Annotated in this window: 17 protein-coding genes and 1 pseudogene; 6 read left to right on the forward strand and 12 right to left on the reverse strand. The window is 67.9% G+C overall.

Features of this window, described 5'->3' with window-relative positions; all coding sequences use genetic code 11:
* Position 1 precedes the first annotated feature (1 nt).
* Genes EJE94_RS13855 through EJE94_RS13880 form a run of 6 tightly spaced genes read left to right on the forward strand, consistent with a single transcriptional unit; the run spans position 2 to position 4,622 of the window.
* The gene (locus tag EJE94_RS13855; protein WP_121243074.1) at positions 2 to 493 is read left to right on the forward strand and encodes a peptidylprolyl isomerase; all 492 of its coding nucleotides are present in this window, start codon (positions 2 to 4) and stop codon (positions 491 to 493) included.
* 23 nt (positions 494 to 516) lie between these two features.
* Positions 517 to 1,239, forward strand: a complete 723-nt coding sequence (locus tag EJE94_RS13860; protein WP_121243075.1) for a UDP-2,3-diacylglucosamine diphosphatase — start codon at positions 517 to 519, stop codon at positions 1,237 to 1,239.
* A gap of 14 nt (positions 1,240 to 1,253) precedes the next feature.
* Positions 1,254 to 1,496, forward strand: a complete 243-nt coding sequence (locus tag EJE94_RS13865) for a hypothetical protein (RefSeq protein WP_121243076.1) — start codon at positions 1,254 to 1,256, stop codon at positions 1,494 to 1,496.
* Positions 1,497 to 3,335 (forward strand): DNA helicase RecQ, encoded by a 1,839-nt coding sequence (recQ, locus tag EJE94_RS13870; protein ID WP_121243077.1) that lies wholly within the window; start codon positions 1,497 to 1,499, stop codon positions 3,333 to 3,335.
* 16 nt (positions 3,336 to 3,351) lie between these two features.
* Positions 3,352 to 3,837 (forward strand): TlpA family protein disulfide reductase, encoded by a 486-nt coding sequence (locus EJE94_RS13875; RefSeq protein WP_121243078.1) that lies wholly within the window; start codon positions 3,352 to 3,354, stop codon positions 3,835 to 3,837.
* The gene (locus tag EJE94_RS13880) at positions 3,834 to 4,622 is read left to right on the forward strand and encodes a dienelactone hydrolase family protein (RefSeq protein ID WP_121243079.1); all 789 of its coding nucleotides are present in this window, start codon (positions 3,834 to 3,836) and stop codon (positions 4,620 to 4,622) included. The genes EJE94_RS13875 and EJE94_RS13880 overlap by 4 nt, the downstream gene beginning before the upstream one ends.
* A 430-nt stretch (positions 4,623 to 5,052) precedes the next feature.
* Here EJE94_RS13880 and EJE94_RS13885 read toward each other — a convergent pair whose 3' ends face one another.
* The 12 genes and pseudogenes from EJE94_RS13885 to EJE94_RS13940 all read right to left on the reverse strand — a co-directional run bounded on the left by EJE94_RS13885 (position 5,053) and on the right by EJE94_RS13940 (position 16,129).
* On the reverse strand, positions 5,053 to 6,222 hold the full coding sequence (locus tag EJE94_RS13885; RefSeq protein ID WP_121243080.1) for an O-succinylhomoserine sulfhydrylase: 1,170 nt from the start codon (positions 6,220 to 6,222) through the stop codon (positions 5,053 to 5,055).
* A 146-nt stretch (positions 6,223 to 6,368) separates the two neighbouring features.
* Complete coding sequence (purF, locus tag EJE94_RS13890; protein WP_121243081.1) at positions 6,369 to 7,913, reverse strand: amidophosphoribosyltransferase; 1,545 nt, start codon at positions 7,911 to 7,913, stop codon at positions 6,369 to 6,371.
* Positions 7,914 to 7,931: 18 nt separating this feature from the next.
* Positions 7,932 to 8,423, reverse strand: a complete 492-nt coding sequence (locus EJE94_RS13895; protein ID WP_121243082.1) for a CvpA family protein — start codon at positions 8,421 to 8,423, stop codon at positions 7,932 to 7,934.
* Between the two features lie 7 nt (positions 8,424 to 8,430).
* On the reverse strand, positions 8,431 to 9,132 hold the full coding sequence (locus EJE94_RS13900; RefSeq protein WP_243642625.1) for an SPOR domain-containing protein: 702 nt from the start codon (positions 9,130 to 9,132) through the stop codon (positions 8,431 to 8,433).
* A gap of 19 nt (positions 9,133 to 9,151) precedes the next feature.
* Entirely contained in the window at positions 9,152 to 10,456 is a 1,305-nt protein-coding gene (folC, locus tag EJE94_RS13905) for a bifunctional tetrahydrofolate synthase/dihydrofolate synthase (protein ID WP_121243084.1), read from the reverse strand.
* Positions 10,453 to 11,316: an acetyl-CoA carboxylase, carboxyltransferase subunit beta gene (accD, locus tag EJE94_RS13910; protein ID WP_121243085.1), complete on the reverse strand. Its 864-nt coding sequence runs from the start codon at positions 11,314 to 11,316 to the stop codon at positions 10,453 to 10,455. The genes folC and accD overlap by 4 nt, the downstream gene beginning before the upstream one ends.
* 5 nt (positions 11,317 to 11,321) lie before the next feature.
* The gene (gene trpA / locus EJE94_RS13915) at positions 11,322 to 12,125 is read right to left on the reverse strand and encodes a tryptophan synthase subunit alpha (RefSeq protein ID WP_121243086.1); all 804 of its coding nucleotides are present in this window, start codon (positions 12,123 to 12,125) and stop codon (positions 11,322 to 11,324) included.
* Positions 12,126 to 12,127: 2 nt separating this feature from the next.
* Positions 12,128 to 13,333: a tryptophan synthase subunit beta gene (trpB, locus tag EJE94_RS13920; protein ID WP_121243087.1), complete on the reverse strand. Its 1,206-nt coding sequence runs from the start codon at positions 13,331 to 13,333 to the stop codon at positions 12,128 to 12,130.
* Complete coding sequence (locus EJE94_RS13925; RefSeq protein ID WP_275540533.1) at positions 13,326 to 14,159, reverse strand: phosphoribosylanthranilate isomerase; 834 nt, start codon at positions 14,157 to 14,159, stop codon at positions 13,326 to 13,328. The genes trpB and EJE94_RS13925 overlap by 8 nt, the downstream gene beginning before the upstream one ends.
* A pseudogene (gene truA, locus EJE94_RS13930) lies at positions 14,053 to 14,769 on the reverse strand (tRNA pseudouridine(38-40) synthase TruA); the annotation flags it as partial. The pseudogene truA and the gene EJE94_RS13925, both read right to left, overlap by 107 nt.
* The gene (locus EJE94_RS13935; RefSeq protein ID WP_121243090.1) at positions 14,766 to 15,371 is read right to left on the reverse strand and encodes a CbiQ family ECF transporter T component; all 606 of its coding nucleotides are present in this window, start codon (positions 15,369 to 15,371) and stop codon (positions 14,766 to 14,768) included. The pseudogene truA and the gene EJE94_RS13935, both read right to left, overlap by 4 nt.
* A 65-nt stretch (positions 15,372 to 15,436) precedes the next feature.
* Positions 15,437 to 16,129 carry a FimV C-terminal domain-containing protein gene (locus EJE94_RS13940; RefSeq protein WP_124962476.1) on the reverse strand — a complete coding sequence of 231 codons (693 nt, stop codon included), beginning with the start codon at positions 16,127 to 16,129 and terminating at the stop codon, positions 15,437 to 15,439.
* Positions 16,130 to 16,131: the final 2 nt, after the last annotated feature.

The following is a 16,131-nucleotide window of genomic DNA, read 5'->3' on the forward strand; positions in this document are numbered from 1 at the left end:
CATGATCAAGCTCACCACCAGCCTCGGCACCATAGCCATCGAACTCGACGCCGCGAAGGCCCCCAAGTCGGCGCAGAACTTCATCGACTACGTCAATGCCGGCCACTATGACAACACCGTCTTTCACCGCGTCATCAGCGGTTTCATGATCCAGGGCGGCGGCTTCGAGCCCGGCATGAAGCAGAAGCCGGTGCGCGAGCCGATCGAGAACGAGGCCGGCAACGGTCTCAAGAACAAGCGCGGCAGCGTCGCCATGGCCCGCACCAACGACCCGCACTCGGCCACGGCGCAATTCTTCATCAACACCGTCGACAACGACTTCCTCGACTTCAAGGCCCCGAGTGGCAGCGGCTGGGGCTACTGCGTCTTCGGCCAAGTGGTCGAGGGCATGGACGTGGTCGACAAGATCCGCGCCGTCAGAACCGGCAACAAGGGCTTCCACCAGGACGTCCCGCTCGAGGACGTGGTGATCCAGAAGGTCGAAGTCGTCTGAGCGAGCCCGCTGGCGACTCTTCCTTGATCCTCTTCGCCTCCGACCTGCACCTGTGCCCGGCCCGCCCGGGCACAGTGCATTTGTTCGAGCGCTTTCTCGCCGGGCCGGCGCGCGAGGCGACCGCGCTCTACCTGCTCGGCGACCTCTTCGAATACTGGGCCGGCGACGATGACCTCGCCGATCCCTTCAACGCCGACATCTGCGCCGCCATACGAAAAGTCGGTGCCGGCGGCACGGCGATCTTCTTCCTCCCCGGCAACCGCGACTTCCTCGTCGGCGCCGACTTCTGCAAGGCCACGGGCGCGAAGCTGCTGCCCGAGGAAATCGTCGTCGACATCGCCGGCATGCGCACCCTGCTGCTCCACGGCGACACCCTCTGCACCGACGACGCCGACTACCAGCGCTTCCGCGCCATGGTCCGCGACGAACGCTGGCAGCGCGAATTCCTCGCCCAGCCCCTGGCCGAGCGCCGCACCCGCATCGAGCAATTGCGCGAGAAAAGCGAGCAGGAGAAGCAGACCAAGACCTGCGAGATCATGGACGTCGCGGCTGCCTCGGTGTCGGCGGCCTTCCGCTGCCACGAGGTCGGGCGCATGATCCACGGCCACACCCACCGCCCGGCCCGCCACGAGGTCGACATCGGTGGCCGCACCGCCGAGCGCTGGGTGCTGCCGGACTGGAGCGAAACGCTGGGCGGCTACCTCGCCTGCGATGCCACCGGCTGTCGCGCCATTCCCTTCACCTAACGTAACGGACCCCCATGGAAAAAACCTTCGGCCAGAAAATCGCGATGGCCATCGCCGTGCTCTGCTACATCGCCGGCGTCGGCTGCGCCGTCGGTGCGGCGCTCTATCCGGTCCGGGGAGCCTACGACGCCATCCAGGCCAGCCTGATGGCCTCCGTCGTGTTCTTCGTCGGCTGCGGCATCGTGCTGCACGTCATCGCCACGACGCGTCTCAAGGGCATCGTCACCCTCGATAAGTCGGACGCCGACAAGCGGTAGATGGCAGAGGCACTCGAGACGCTGCAGCGCGTCTTCGGCTTTCCCGCCTTCCGCGGCCGCCAGGCCGAGATCGTCGATCGACTGCTTGGCGGCGGCGACGCCCTGGTGCTGATGCCCACCGGCGGCGGCAAGTCGCTCTGCTACCAGTTGCCGGCGCTGCTGCGCGCAGGCACAGGCATCGTCGTCTCGCCGCTGATCGCGCTGATGCAGGACCAGGTCGATGCCCTGCTGCAGCTCGGCGTCAAGGCCGCCTTCCTCAACTCCAGCCTCGACGCCGCCACCGCGATGGCGACGGAGCGGCGGCTCCTCGCCGGCGAGCTCGACCTGCTCTACGTCGCGCCGGAACGACTGCTGACCGACCGCTTCCTCGGCCTGCTCGACCGCCTCGCCGGCGAGGAGCGCGTGGCGCTGTTCGCCATCGACGAGGCGCATTGCGTCTCGCAGTGGGGCCACGACTTCCGCCCCGAGTACATCCAGCTCTCGATTCTCCACGAGCGCTACCCGCAGGTGCCGCGCATCGCGCTCACCGCCACGGCCGACGCGCTGACCCGCGAAGAAATCCGCCGCCGCCTCGGCCTCGAGGAGGCCGCGGTCTTCGTCGCCAGCTTCGACCGCCCCAACATCCGCTACACCGTGGTCGACCGCGACAATCCGCGCAGCCAGCTCGCCGCCTTCCTCGCCGGCCACCGCGGCGAAGCCGGCATCGTCTATTGCCTGTCGCGCAAGAAGGTCGACGAGACCGTCGCCTGGCTGCAAACGCAAGGCATCGCCGCCCTGCCCTACCACGCCGGTCTCGACGCCGAAACGCGCCGCGCCCACCAGCAGCGCTTCGTGCGCGAGGAAGGCGTGGTGATGGTCGCCACCATCGCCTTCGGCATGGGCATCGACAAGCCCGACGTGCGCTTCGTCGCCCACCTCGACCTGCCCAAGAGCCTCGAGGCCTACTACCAGGAGACGGGCCGCGCCGGGCGCGACTTTGATCCGGCCGAGGCCTGGATGACCTACGGCATGAACGACGTGGTGATCCACCGCCAGCGCATCGACGAGTCGGCCGCGCCCGAGGAGCAGAAGCGCATCGAACGGCAGAAGCTCGACGCCATGCTCGGCTACTGCGAGACCGCCGGCTGCCGCCGCACCCTGCTGCTGCGCTACTTCGGCGAGGAGCACGAACCTTGCGGCAATTGCGACACCTGCCTCGCTCCGCCCGAGCTGTGGGATGGCACCGAGGCCGCGCGCAAGTTCATGTCGGCGGCCCTGCGTACCGGCCAGCGCTTCGGCGCCGGCCACCTCATCGACATCCTGCGCGGCAAGCACACCGAGAAGGTCGCCCAGTTCGGCCACGAGTCCCTGCCCACCTTCGGCGTCGGCGCCGACCTCGACGAGGCCGGCTGGCGCAACATCGCCCGCCAGCTGCTGGCCGCCGGCCTGCTGCATGCCGACGCCCACCACTACGGCGCCCTGAAGCTTACCGACGCCGCGCGACCCGTGCTCAAGGGCGAGACCACGCTGATGCTGCGCCGCCAGTCGGTCCGCGTGCGCGGCGCGAAGAAGCGTGCCGCGCCCATGCCGCTGCTGCCGCAGGGAGGCGACGCCCTCTTCGACGCCCTGCGCCAGTGGCGCGCCGCCAGCGCGCGCGAACAGGGTGTGCCCGCCTACGTCATCATGCACGACCGCACCCTGCACGAGCTGGCGAGCCTGCGGCCGCGGACGCTCGACCAGTTGCTCGCAGTGGCCGGCATCGGCGCGGCCAAGGCCGAGCGCTACGGCGCCGCGCTGCTGGCGCTGCTGCGGGATGGCGCCCACGACGATGAAATAATCGCGGAGGCTGTCGCGTCTTAACGGGAGGAGGTTTCCGATGTTCCCCCAGTCGTGGCGTCTGCTGTATCCCTTGTTGTTCCTGCTCGCCGGCGCGGCCCAAGCCCAGCCCGCGGTCGGCGACGCGATCCCCGCCTTCGACACCCAGCTGCTCGACGGCCGCACGCTGCCCGCCAAATCGCTTGCGGGCAAACCCGTGCTCGTGGTGTTCTGGGCCACCTGGTGCCCGACCTGCCGCAAGGAACTGCCCGAACTGCAGAAGTTGTACGAGAAGTACAAGGCCGCCGGCTTCGAGATCCTGGCGCTGTCCATCGACGCCGAGCGCATCGAGGTGGACGAATTCTGGCAGGACCACCGCTACACCTTCCCGGTGGCGATGCGCACGGCGCGGCATTCGGAAATTTTCGGGGTGACGCGGGCGCCGCCACGCTTCTTCCTCATCGGTCGCGACGGCCGGCTCGCCCTGCGCCATTTCGGCGCGATCGGCTACCAACAACTCGAAACCGCCCTCAAGCCCTTGCTATGACTGCCATTGCCCGCATTCGTTTCGCCCTGCTGCTCGCCGTCGCCACCGCGGGAGCCAATGCCGCCACCCTCGAGCAGACCACCATCAAGGCCGGCGACGTCGAGGTACCGCTCTCCATCGCCGTGCCCGCGGGCAAAGGCCCCTTCCCGCCGGTGCTGTTCATCCACGCCAAGCGCGGCGTGGATGAGAACGAGCAGAAGCACATCGCCGAGCTGGCGGACCAGGGATTCCTCGTCGTGATGCCCGACTGGCAGGCCGGGCGCATGATCGAGCGCTGGCCCTCGGAGCACGACCCAGCGACCGAGGGCGACGTCGAGGCGGCGATGGTTTACCTGATGAAGCATCCGAAGGCCTGCAAGATGCCCGTCGGCATCGTCGGCCAGTCGCGCGGGCCCTACTACGCGATCCGCCTCGCGGCCAAGCGCGGCAAGGACATCGCCGCCATCGCCAGCTACTACGGCCACATGCAGAACCCCAACGCCCCCGAGCCCGACCAACTGTTCCGCGTCGCCCCCGAGATCATGCAGATCACCACGCCGATGTTGCTGCTGATCGGCGAGCAGGACTTCGAACTGCGCCGCATGAGCAACGGCCGCGCCTTCTACGCCCTGTGGGAGCGCGGCGTGCCGGTCGAGTTGCAGGGCTACCCGCTGGCGCGGCGCGCCTTCGACTTCCGCGCCGACCAGACGCCCGAGGAAAAGGTCGCGACCCGCCACGCCCGCCAGCGCGTCAAGGACTGGCTGCAGCGCTGGATGAAGCTCGACGGGAACGGCCGCTGTCCATAGGGGACGAAGGAGGGATACTCCCGCGCCCCGGAGCAGGGGAAAACCGTGGTCTGTCCCCTATTACTGTGAGTGCGCGGCGAATGTCGTCGATGGCTTCGGCGTCGTGTTGAGCAATAAGGGACAGACCACGTTTCCAGCGGCGTGCAACGCCTCGCAGTATTGGGATTCCATTCGCATCACAGCAGGCTAAAGGGAAGGCTTCGAGCGGTCAATCCAGCGAAAGGCATAGTCACCGGCGTCCCGCCAGCGCCGACTTTTCATCGGATGGAGCACGCTGCAACGGTCGTTACCGGGGGGCATGCCGTTCGGGCGACGCCCCGAAGGAAGTCCCCTTTGGGGATATGTGCCTTCCTGGGCAGCGGGAGGCCGGGCGGGATGGCGGCCCTTCGGGTCCGCGAAGAAAAAACGCAGCCCGCCTCACCGCCCGGTGCTACAGCCCCCGCGCCAGATCCGCCTCGATGTCGCCGATGTCCTCGAGGCCTACGGCGACGCGCAGCAGACCCTCGGTGATGCCCGAGGCGGCGCGCGCCTCGGCCGTGATGCGGCCGTGGGTGGTCGAGGCCGGGTGGGTGATGGTGGTCTTGGTGTCGCCGAGGTTGGCGGTGATCGAGAGCAGCCGGGTCGAGTCGATCACCCGCCACGCCGCCTTGCGGTCGCCCTTGACCTCGAAGGAGACGATGGCGCCGCCGCTCTTCTGCTGGCGCATCGCCAGCGCGTGTTGCGGATGCGAGGCCAGGCCGGGGTAGAAGACGCGGGCCACCTGCGGCTGCGCCTCGAGCCATTGCGCGAGCTTGAGGGCGTTTGCCGACTGCGCCTCCATGCGCAGGCGCAGCGTCTCGAGGCCCTTGAGGATGACCCAGGCGTTGAAGGGCGACAGCGTCGGCCCGGCGGTGCGCAGGAACTTGAACACCTCCTCGACCAGGGCGTTGGAACCACAGACGGCACCGCCGAGGACGCGGCCCTGGCCATCGAGATACTTGGTCGCGGAGTGGATCACCAGGTCGGCGCCGAACTCGAGCGGGCGCTGCAGCACCGGCGTGCAGAAGCAGTTGTCGACCACCAGCAGCGCGCCTGCGGCATGGGCGATCTCGGCCACCGCCGCGATGTCGATGACCTCGGTCAGCGGGTTCGACGGCGTCTCGATGAAGAAGAGTTTGGTGTTCGGCTTCACCGCGGCGCGATAGGCGTCGAGGTCGGTGGCGGCGACCAGGCTGGTCTCAATGCCGAACTTGCCGAGGATGTTGCCGCCGAAGAGCTGCTGCGTCGCGCCGAAGATGCCGTTGGAGGCGACGATGTGGTCGCCGGCCTTGAGCAGTGCCATCGTCGTCGCGAGGATGGCCGCCATGCCGCTGGCGGTGGCGACGCAACGTTCGGCGCCCTCGAGCGCGGCCAGGCGCTTCTGCAGCATGTCCACCGTGGGGTTGGTGAAGCGAGCGTAGACCATGCCCTCTTCGGCGCCGGAAAAGCGCGCTGCGGCGTGGGCGGCGCTCGTGAAGACGAAGCTCGAGGTCAGGTAGAGCGCCTCGGAATGCTCGCCGAACTGGCTGCGCTCCTGGCCGGCGCGGACGGCCAGGGTGTCCAGGTGATAATTCTCGTCCATCGCAATCTCCAATAAAAAAGCCCGGTCAGCTTGCGCGAACCGGGCTCTTTGCCGTTCTCGCTTTAGCTGTATTTGTTAGGCGCCCGCAAGCTGAACTCAAATCGGCGCACAGACCGCACCTTACACAGGCGGACCGGCCGCGTCAATCACTCCGACGTGACCAGGTTGAGGTCGAGCTGGCTGCCATCGCCACCGTCGCCACCGTCGCTGCCGTCGTCGCTGCCGGCCTTGGGCTTCCTGCCGCGCGCCTGCTCGACACCATCGAGGTACTCGGCGCTGATGTCGCCGGTGATGTAGCGGCCGTCGAAGCAGGAGGTATCGAACTGCGTCAGCGACGGATTGAGCGTACGCACGGCCTGGCGCAATGCCTCGAGATCCTGATAGATCAACGCATCGGCGCCGATTTCGCGACAGATCTCCTCGTCGGAACGGAAGGCGGCGATCAGCTCGGTCCGCGTCGGCATGTCGATGCCATAGACGTTGGCGAAGCGCACCGGCGGCGATGCGGACGCGAAGTAGACTTTCTTGGCACCGGCCTCGCGCGCCATCAGGATGATTTCCTTGCTGGTGGTGCCGCGCACGATGGAGTCGTCCACCAGCAGCACGTTCTTGCCGCGGAACTCCTGGGTGATGGCATTGAGCTTCTGCCGCACCGATTTCCGGCGCGAGGCCTGGCCGGGCATGATGAAGGTGCGGCCGATGTAGCGGTTCTTGACGAAGCCCTCGCGGTAGGGCAGCCCCAGGCGCACGGCCATTTCCATCGCCGCCGGCCGCGACGAGTCGGGAATCGGGATCACCGCATCGATCTCGAGATGCGGCATGGTGTGCTTGAGTTTGTCGGCCAGATATTCACCCATCTTGACGCGCGTCTCGTACACGGAAACGCCGTCGATCAGCGAGTCGGGACGCGCCAGGTAGACGTATTCGAACATGCAGGGTGCATGGAGGGTGTTTTCGGCGCACTGGCGGCTGACGAAATTGCCCTGCATGTCGACCAGTACCGCCTCGCCCGGCTCGACGTCGCGCATGAACTTGAAGCCCAGGGTGTCGACGGCCACGCTCTCCGAGGCCACCAGATATTCCATGCCGTCCGGCGTCTCGTTGCGCCCGACCACCAGCGGGCGGATGCCGCAGGGATCGCGGAAGGCGAGCAGACCGTAGCCGGCGATCATCGCCACCACGGCGTAGGCGCCCTTGACGCGGCGATGCACGCCGGCGACCGCCTTGAATATGGTTTCGGCATCGACCTGGTACTTGGTCGATGCCACCTGCAGCTCGTGCGCCAGCACGTTGAGCAGCACCTCCGAATCGGAGTTGGTGTTCATGTGGCGCAGGTCCTGCAGGAACATGTCGCGCTTGAGCTCCTCGGCGTTGGTGAGGTTGCCGTTGTGGGCGAGCATCAGGCCGAAGGGCGAGTTGACGTAGAAGGGCTGGGCCTCGGCGGCGTTGTAGGCCGAACCGGCGGTCGGGTAGCGGCAGTGGGCGATGCCCCAGCGGCCGATGAGGTTGCGCATGTTGCGCGTGCGGAAGACGTCGCGCACCAGACCCGAGCCCTTGTGCATGTGGAAACGGCCGCTTTCGGCCGTGGCGATGCCCGCCGCGTCCTGGCCGCGATGCTGCAGCACCTGCAGGCCGTCATAGAGCAGCTGGTTGACCTGAGTTGTCGCTACGACTCCGAGAATTCCACACATCGCGCTTCACCCGTCCCGCTATCTGTAACGAATCCGTTTCGCCAGGTCCGCCGGAAGCCAGGGCTTCGCGGCGATGACCGCCGTTTCCAGCGGTGGCGCCAATGTCGCATCGCGCCACCATACTTCCTTCGGCAGCGGCGTCAGACCGCCGACCAGTACCAGCATCAGCGCGATCAAGACGCCGCGACCGATGCCGAACACCGCGCCGAGCGTGCGATCCGCCCAACCCAGCCCGACCGCCTTCAACAACAGCCGCACCACCAGCCGGCCGATCGAAAATACTACCAGCACCGCCAGGCATACGGTCGCAAAACCTGCCACGTAGCGCAGCGTGGCATCCGGCAGCAGCTTGCCGAACACCGGCGCCACGTCGGCCGCGAACATGCGGGCCACCACGAAGCCGACCACCCAGGCCGCCAGCGCCAGTATCTCGCTCACCACTCCGCGCCACAGCCCCAGCAACAGCGATGCCGCCATGATGCCGAGCACGGCATAGTCGAATGCCGTCACCCCATCCTCACTTGGGCGCGACGGTCCCGCTGACGCCGATGGCCTTCGCCCTCACCTGCGCCTTTTCGGCCGCCTCCTTCGTCGCAAAGGGACCGGCGCGCACCCGTGTCCGCGGCCCTTGCGGCGAGTCGAACTCTTCCGTGTAGCTCGGCACACCCATTTCCTTGAGTTTCTTCATCAGCAGCTTGACGTTGCCCGCTTCCTTGTAGGCGCCGAGCTGGACCACCCACTGTTCCGTGCCGCTGCCCTGCCCGCTGAGCGCCGCGGCGGCCCGCGCTCCTTCGGCCGCCTTCGCCGGCGGCTGGGGCTCGGCCTTGGCGGCAACAGGCGCTGGCTTCGGCTCGACCTTGGGCGTGGCCTTCACCTCGGCCTTCGCTTCCACGTTGGCTTCCGCCTTGGGCTCAATCTTGGGTTCGGTCTTGGCCTCGGCCTTTGTGTCCACCTTGGGCGAGACGCCGGGCTGCGCCGCAGGCTGGCTGTCGGCCAGGGGCGGCAACGCCGTCGAGCCCTTGCCGGGCAGGATGCGCGAGACGAGACCTCCACCGCCATCCTGGCTGGGAATGCGCACCTGGATTTCCTGTGCCGGAACGCGCGGCTCGTGGTCCATCACCATCGGCAGAACGATCACGGCGGCGAGCGCGAGAGCCGTCGCGCCGACGAGGCGCCGCCGGGCGCGGCGCTTGAGTTCGCTTTGCGCGTCGTCGTCCATTGCGCTCGCAGTCGCGCTGTCAGTCGAAATTTTCGCCATTCGCCATGGGTTGAGGTGCTCGCGCGCGCAGAACCTCGGCCACCGTCAGGAAGGATCCGAAGGCGAGAATTCTATCACCTTCACCCGCGGCGGCTTGGGCCTGCGCCAGGGCCGCGGCGGGATTGGCGAAGCGGCCACCGACCCTGCAGCCGGCCGCCTCCAGCGCGGTGGCGAGAAAGTCGGCGCTGGCGGCACGGGGGCCTTCGAGCGAGCATGGCAGCCAGACGTCGATGCGCGGCTTCAGCGCCGCGATGACGCCGCCGACGTCCTTGTCGCGCAGCATGCCGAAGACCGCCCAGGTTCTGGGGTGGAAGGCCATGTTGCCGAGATTCTCGGCCAGCACGCGCGCCGCCTGCGGGTTGTGGGCGACGTCGAGCACCAGCGTCGGCCGCCCCGGCAGCACCTGGAAACGCCCGGGCAATTCGACCTCGAGCAGGCCTCGGCGGATGTCCTGCATCGCCACCGGCAGCCGGTCGCGCAGCGCGTCGAGCGCCGCCAGCGCGCAGGAGGCGTTCGCGAGCTGCATCGCGCCGCGCAGCGCCGGCCAGGCCAGCCCCGAGCGTTGTCCCAGGCGGCCCCGGAACTGCCACTGGCCCTCCTGTCTCTCGTAGCCGAAGTCGCGACCGATCAGCTGCAGGTTATGCGAAGCGGTATCCCCTGGGACGCTGCCGAGGCTTCGAGCGTATTCGAGCAGGCTCGCCGGCGGCTGAGCGTCGCCGCAGATGGCCGGCTTGCCCGCGCGGAAGATGCCGGCTTTCTCGCGGCCGATGTCCTCGCGAGTGGGACCGAGGTAGTCCATGTGATCGAGATCGACGCCGGTGACGATGGCGACGTCGGGCTCGAAGATGTTGGTGGCATCGAGGCGGCCACCGAGACCGACCTCGAGGATGATGGCGTCGAGCGGCCGGCGGGAGAAAATTTCCCACGCGGCGAGCGTGCCGAATTCGAAATAGGTCAGCGGCACGTCACCGCGTGCCGCTTCGACCCGGGCGAAGCCCTCGCAGAGCGCGGCATCGTCGGCGGGCCGCCCGTCGATGCGCACACGCTCGTTGTAGTCGATCAGGTGCGGCGAGGTGTAGAGGCCGACACGATAACCGGCGCAAAGCAGGATGCGCTCGAGCATGGCGCAGGTGGAGCCCTTGCCGTTGGTGCCGCCGACGAGAATGACGGGGCAGTGCTGCCGCTGGCCGAGACGGCGACTGACCTCGCGCACCCGGTCGAGGCCCAGCGCGATCGGCTGGGCGTGCTGGCGCTCGATGTGCGCCAGCCACTGATGCAGGATCATTGGACTGCCGGAACCCTCTGCAGCAGGGTGATCAGCGAAGCGAGGCGGTCGCGCATCTCGCGGCGATCTACGATCATGTCGATCGCGCCCTTCTCCAGCAGGAATTCGGAACGCTGGAAGCCCTCGGGCAGTGTCTCGCGCACCGTCTGCTCGATGACGCGCGGACCGGCGAAGCCGATCAGCGCACCGGGCTCGGCGATGACGACATCGCCGACGAAGGCGAAGGACGCGGAGACGCCGCCCATGGTCGGGTCGGTGAGAATGGTGATGAAGGGCAGGCCCTGACGCGCGAGCTGGGTGGCCGCCGCCGTGGTCTTGGCCATCTGCATCAGCGAGAACAGGCCTTCCTGCATGCGGGCGCCGCCCGAGGCGGTGATGCAGATGAAGGGCAGCTGCTGCTCGACGGCGGCCTTGACGCCGCGGACGAAACGCTCGCCCACCACCGAGCCCATCGAGCCGCCCATGAATTCGAATTCGAAGCAGGCGACGACGACCGGCACCGTCTTGATCGCGCCCTGTATCACGATCAGCGCATCGGCCTCGTCGGTATCGGCATTGGCGGCGGCCAGGCGGTCGACGTAGCGCTTGCCATCCTTGAACTTGAGCGGGTCGAGCGGCAACACCTCGGCGCCGATCTCGAAGCGACCCTCGGGGTCGAGCAGCAGATCGAGCCGGGCGCGGGCGCGCAGGCGATGGTGATGGCCGCACTTGGGACAGACATTGAGGTTGTTCTCGAGGTCGGAACTGTAGAGCACGGCCTCGCAGGCCGGGCACTTCGACCACAGGCCCTCGGGCATGGTTTTCTTCGCGCCCTCGCTGCGTTTGATCTTGGGCGGCAGCAGTTTCTGGATCCAGCTCATGCCGATTATCCTTTCGCGTCCATCGCGACACGCACGCCGCGCAGGAACTCGCCGACCCGCGCCGGCGCCTCGCCGGGCGGACTCTGTTCGATAATTTCGATGATGCGGCTGCCGATGACGACGGCGTCCGCCACCGCGGCGATGCGCGCCGCGGTGGCCGCATCGCGAACGCCGAAACCGACGCCGACCGGCAAGCCGACCTTCTCGCGGATCGCCGGAATGCGCCGCGCCACCTCGTCGAGGTCGATCGCCGCCGACCCGGTGACGCCCTTGAGCGAGACGTAGTAGATGTAGCCGCTGCCCATGGCGCCGACTTCGGCGTAGCGCGCCTCGACCGAGGTCGGCGCCAGCAGGAAGATGGGATCGAGCCCGGCAGCCTTGAGCGTCGCGGCGAACTCCGCGCATTCCTCGGGCGGGTAATCGACGATCAGCGCGCCATCGACGCCGGCCGCCTTGGCGTCACGGGCGAAGGCCTCGACGCCGTAGGCCTCGACCGGGTTGGCATAGCCCATCAGCACGACCGGCGTGTCGGCGTCGTGCTTCCTGAATTCGCGCACCATGCCGAGCACGATGCGCAGCGAGATGCCATAGGCCAGGGCACGTTCCGAGGCACGCTGGATGGTCGGGCCGTCCGCCATCGGATCGGAGAAGGGCACGCCGAGCTCGATGATGTCGGCGCCGCCCGCGACCAGCGCCTGCATCAGCGGCACCGTCTGCCCCGGCTCGGGGTCGCCGGCGGTGATGAAGGGGATCAGCGCCTTGCGGCTTTGCGCCTGCAGGTGGGCGAACTTGCTTGCGATTCTCGACATGATCAGAACTGGATGCCCGACTTTTCGGCGACGGTGTGCATGTCCTTGTCGCCGCGGCCGGAGAGGTTGACCAGCAGCACCTTGTCCTTGCCGAGCGTCGGCGCCAGCTTGGCCGCATAGGCCAGGGCGTGGCTCGATTCGAGCGCCGGGATGATGCCTTCGTACTTGCACAGCGCGTGGAAGCCGGCCAGCGCCTCGGCGTCGGTGATGGTGACGTATTCGGCGCGACCCGAATCCTTGAGCCAGGCATGCTCGGGGCCGACGCCGGGGTAATCGAGGCCGGCGGAGATCGAATGCGTCTCGATGATCTGGCCGTTGTCATCCTGCAGCAGATAGGTGCGGTTGCCATGGAGCACGCCGGGCCGCCCCGCGGTCAGCGACGCGGCGTGCTTGCCGCTCTCCAACCCGTGGCCGGCCGCCTCGACGCCGATCAGCTTGACCTCGCCGTGCGGAATGTAATCGTAGAAGATGCCCATGGCGTTGGAGCCGCCGCCGACGCAGGCGATCACCGCGTCGGGCTGCCGCCCCGCCAGCGCCGGCATCTGCTCGAGACACTCCCGTCCGATCACCGACTGGAAATCGCGCACCATCATCGGATACGGGTGCGGACCGGCGACGGTGCCGATGATGTAGAAGGTGTCGGCGATGTTCGTGACCCAGTCGCGCATCGCTTCGTTGAGCGCATCCTTGAGCGTCTTGGAGCCCGACTCGACCGGCACGACCCTGGCCCCGAGCAGCTTCATGCGGTAGACGTTGGCGGCCTGGCGCTTGACGTCCTCGCTACCCATGTAGACCACGCATTCCATGCCGTAGCGCGCCGCGACGGTGGCGGTGGCGACGCCGTGCTGACCGGCGCCGGTTTCGGCGATGACCCGCGGCTTGCGCATGCGCCGGGCCAGAAGGGCCTGGCCGATGCAGTTGTTTATCTTGTGGGCGCCGGTGTGGTTGAGATCTTCGCGCTTCAAGTAGATCTGGGCGCCGCCCAGCAGCTCCGACCAGCGCTTGGCATGGTAGATAGGGCTCGGCCGCCCGACGTAATGCTCGAGCTCGTATTCGAATTCTGCGCGGAAGGCCGGATCGCACAGCGCCGCCTCGTAGGCCAGACGCAATTCCTCGAGCGCGGGCATCAGGGTTTCCGCGACGAAGATGCCGCCGAATTTTCCGAAATGGCCGCGTTCGTCGGGTAATTTGTAGGTATTTTCAGGCATTCAGTTGAATATCCGCTTCATTCACCGCCGCGACAAACGCCGCGATCTTCCCCGCATCCTTGATGCCCTTGGCCGCTTCGACTCCGCTGCTCACATCGACCGCCGCTGGCCGCAATCCTGTGACGGCGTCGCGCACATTGGCGGGCGTCAGCCCGCCCGAGAGCACCACAGGCAGCGGCAGATTCCGGGGAATCAGGCTCCAGTCGAAGGTCTGCCCCGCCCCGCCGTAACCCTCGACATAGGCGTCGAGCAGGATCCCGCGGGCCGAAGTAAACGCGCGGGCGAATTCTACCAAATCGAGCCCCGGCCGGACCCGCGCCGCCTTGATATAGGGCTTCCCGAACTGTTCGCAATAGACGGCGTCCTCGTCGCCATGGAACTGCAGCAGGTCGAGCGGGACGGCGGCCAGCGTCTCGCGCACGACAGCCGGATCGGCATTGACGAAGAGGCCGACACAGCTGACGAATGGCGACACCTCCCGGGACAGCCGGGCGGCTGCAGCGAGGGTCACGAAGCGCGGGCTCGGCGGATAAAAGACGAGCCCGAACGCGTCCGCCCCCGCCGCTACGGCGGCGAGCAGGTCCTCCCTGCGCGTGATGCCGCAGATCTTGATACGGGTGCGGCTCATTGCCCGGGCGGATCGGCGCGAAGATTCCTCATGGGCGGATGATAACCCCGCCGGGCGGCGGCAGGCCCCACTCGGGCGCGTACTCGACGCTGGCGAAGTAAAGGCCTGCGGGGTCGAAGGTCGGCGCGGCGAGCGTGCGGTCGCGGCTGGCGAGAAGCTCGGCGACCCACTGCGGCGAGTGCTTCCCCTTGCCGACATAGACGAGCGCTCCGACGAGGTTGCGAACCATGTGGTGGAGGAAGGCGCTGGCGCGGAAGTCGAAAGTCACCAGGTCGCCGTCGCGCGCGATGTCGGCGCGATAACACACCTTCACCGGCGATTTCGCCTGGCATTCGGCGGCGCGAAATGCCGAGAAGTCGTGCTCTCCAAGCAGCGCTTGGGCAGCTTCGCCCATGGCCGCGACGTCGAGGGCGTGATGGAACCAGCCGACGCGACCTTGTTGCAGGGCCGGGCGCACCGAACGGTTGAGCAGGACGTAGCGGTAGCTGCGCGACAGCGCGCAAAAGCGCGCATGGAAGCCATCGGCGACGGGTTGCGCCCAACGCACCGCGACCGCGGGCGGCAAATGGCTGTTGGAACCGCGAATCCATGCGCTCTGCGGGCGCGCCACATCGGTGTCGAAATGAACGACCTGAGCCAACGCATGCACCCCGGCGTCGGTACGCCCGGCGCAGGTCACGCGCACGCGCTCCCCGGCGATGCGGCCCAGCGCCTTCTCGAGCACGTCCTGCACCGTGTTGCCGTTGGCCTGCGATTGCCAGCCGGCGAATGCCGTGCCGTCGTATTCGACGCCGAGTGCGACTCTCATTTGAAGAGCATCAGCATCAGGACCGCGCCGCAGGCCAGCAGGGCCGTGCGATCGACCAGGCGCAGTGGCCTCACGGCGAGGCGCACGATGTCGGTCGGCTCGCCGCCGTCATCGGCGTCGAGCCCGGCACCAAGCCACGCGCGCCAATCCCGCGCCCGCGCATCGCGCTCGACGTAGTCGAGGGCGAGTACGAGGCGCACCACGATACGATCGCGCAGCGAGCCGAGTGGATGCAGCAGGCAGTGCAGGCCGCTCAACAGGCCCTCATAGCCGAGCGCCCGCCACAGCCACGCCAGCGTCGCCAACAGCACGACCAGGCGCAACAGGTGCTCGCCGGCGACGACCAGTCCATCGACCGACAGCCCGACGGAACCGAAGGGAACCGGCAAGCGCTCCCCTGGCGTCGCGAAGACGAAGAGGATGCCGATCGTCAGCAACAGCCAGCGTGCGCGTCGCAACAGGCGCAGGACCTCGCGTCCGGCGAAGTACGCGGCCAACGCCAGGACGGGAACGGCTATCGCCGCCAACCAGCGCGGCTCGAGTACCTGAAGCAGGATGGCCATCACACCCCAGAGCGCGATCCAGGCGGCAGGATGGAGCATCGCGTCAGCAGCCAAGAAAAATGGCGCCAGCCGCCGGGGCGGTTGGCGCCATGTCGCGGGCAGGCTCAACCGAGCTGGGCGAGCCTGGCGCGCGCGGTTTCCTGCTGCCCGGCGCTGCCCTCATTAAGCACCTCCCGCAGCAGTTCGCGGGCACCGTCCTTGTCGCCCATTTCCTCGTACGCCTGAGCAAGTTCGAGCTTGGTCGCGACCTCGGGATTGTCCTCCGCCGGGGCCGCCGCTGCGGGTTGGGCGGGCTCGCCGAGCTCAAGGCTGAGGCCGCCGAGATCGAGCGCCGGCGCTGCGGCAGCAGCAGCCGGGGCCGGAGTGGGTGTCCCGATATCGAAGTCGAAGTCGAGACCGCCGGACGGGGCGGCGAGCGGCTCGGCCGATGCCGCGGGAGCGGCCGGCGCCGGCGTGGCGTCGAGCGCGAAGTCGATGCCCAGGTCGGGTGCGGCGGGAGCGGCTTCGGTGCCGAAGCCGAGGTCGATGTCGAGGCCGGCAGCGGCGGGCGCAACGGCGGCTTCGGTCGCCGCCGGCCCACCGAGATCGAGATCGAAAGCCAGACCTGAAGCTTCGGCAGCAGCGGGAGCCGCCGCGCCCGGTGCAGGGGCAGCTTCAGCCGGGCCGCCGAGATCGAGGTCGAAGTCGAGCGAACTGACCTCTTCAGCCGGCGGGCGCGCCTCGGCTGCCGCAGCCATGTGGGCGAGCTGCCCCGGCATGGTCACCGTCGCCTGCATCTTCTCGGGCTGATCGGGCATCA

The organism is Sulfurisoma sediminicola (assembly GCF_003865015.1).
GTDB classification, from domain to species: Bacteria; Pseudomonadota; Gammaproteobacteria; order Burkholderiales; family Rhodocyclaceae; genus Sulfurisoma; species Sulfurisoma sediminicola.

Excerpts from the sequence above, each read along its gene's own strand:
- EJE94_RS13855 (WP_121243074.1), top strand. The coding sequence starts at position 2 with ATGATCAAGCTCACCACCAGCCTCGGCACCATAGCCATCGAACTCGAC.
- EJE94_RS13865 (WP_121243076.1), top strand. The coding sequence starts at position 1,254 with ATGGAAAAAACCTTCGGCCAGAAAATCGCGATGGCCATCGCCGTGCTC.
- recQ (WP_121243077.1), top strand. The coding sequence starts at position 1,497 with ATGGCAGAGGCACTCGAGACGCTGCAGCGCGTCTTCGGCTTTCCCGCC.
- EJE94_RS13875 (WP_121243078.1), top strand. The coding sequence starts at position 3,352 with ATGTTCCCCCAGTCGTGGCGTCTGCTGTATCCCTTGTTGTTCCTGCTC.
- EJE94_RS13880 (WP_121243079.1), top strand. The coding sequence starts at position 3,834 with ATGACTGCCATTGCCCGCATTCGTTTCGCCCTGCTGCTCGCCGTCGCC.
- EJE94_RS13885 (WP_121243080.1), bottom strand. The coding sequence starts at position 6,222 with ATGGACGAGAATTATCACCTGGACACCCTGGCCGTCCGCGCCGGCCAG.
- purF (WP_121243081.1), bottom strand. The coding sequence starts at position 7,913 with ATGTGTGGAATTCTCGGAGTCGTAGCGACAACTCAGGTCAACCAGCTG.
- EJE94_RS13900 (WP_243642625.1), bottom strand. The coding sequence starts at position 9,132 with ATGGACGACGACGCGCAAAGCGAACTCAAGCGCCGCGCCCGGCGGCGC.
- folC (WP_121243084.1), bottom strand. The coding sequence starts at position 10,456 with ATGATCCTGCATCAGTGGCTGGCGCACATCGAGCGCCAGCACGCCCAG.
- accD (WP_121243085.1), bottom strand. The coding sequence starts at position 11,316 with ATGAGCTGGATCCAGAAACTGCTGCCGCCCAAGATCAAACGCAGCGAG.
- trpA (WP_121243086.1), bottom strand. The coding sequence starts at position 12,125 with ATGTCGAGAATCGCAAGCAAGTTCGCCCACCTGCAGGCGCAAAGCCGC.
- trpB (WP_121243087.1), bottom strand. The coding sequence starts at position 13,333 with ATGCCTGAAAATACCTACAAATTACCCGACGAACGCGGCCATTTCGGA.
- EJE94_RS13925 (WP_275540533.1), bottom strand. The coding sequence starts at position 14,159 with ATGTCGGCAAGGGGAAGCACTCGCCGCAGTGGGTCGCCGAGCTTCTCG.
- EJE94_RS13935 (WP_121243090.1), bottom strand. The coding sequence starts at position 15,371 with ATGCTCCATCCTGCCGCCTGGATCGCGCTCTGGGGTGTGATGGCCATC.
- EJE94_RS13940 (WP_124962476.1), bottom strand. The coding sequence starts at position 16,129 with ATGCCCGATCAGCCCGAGAAGATGCAGGCGACGGTGACCATGCCGGGG.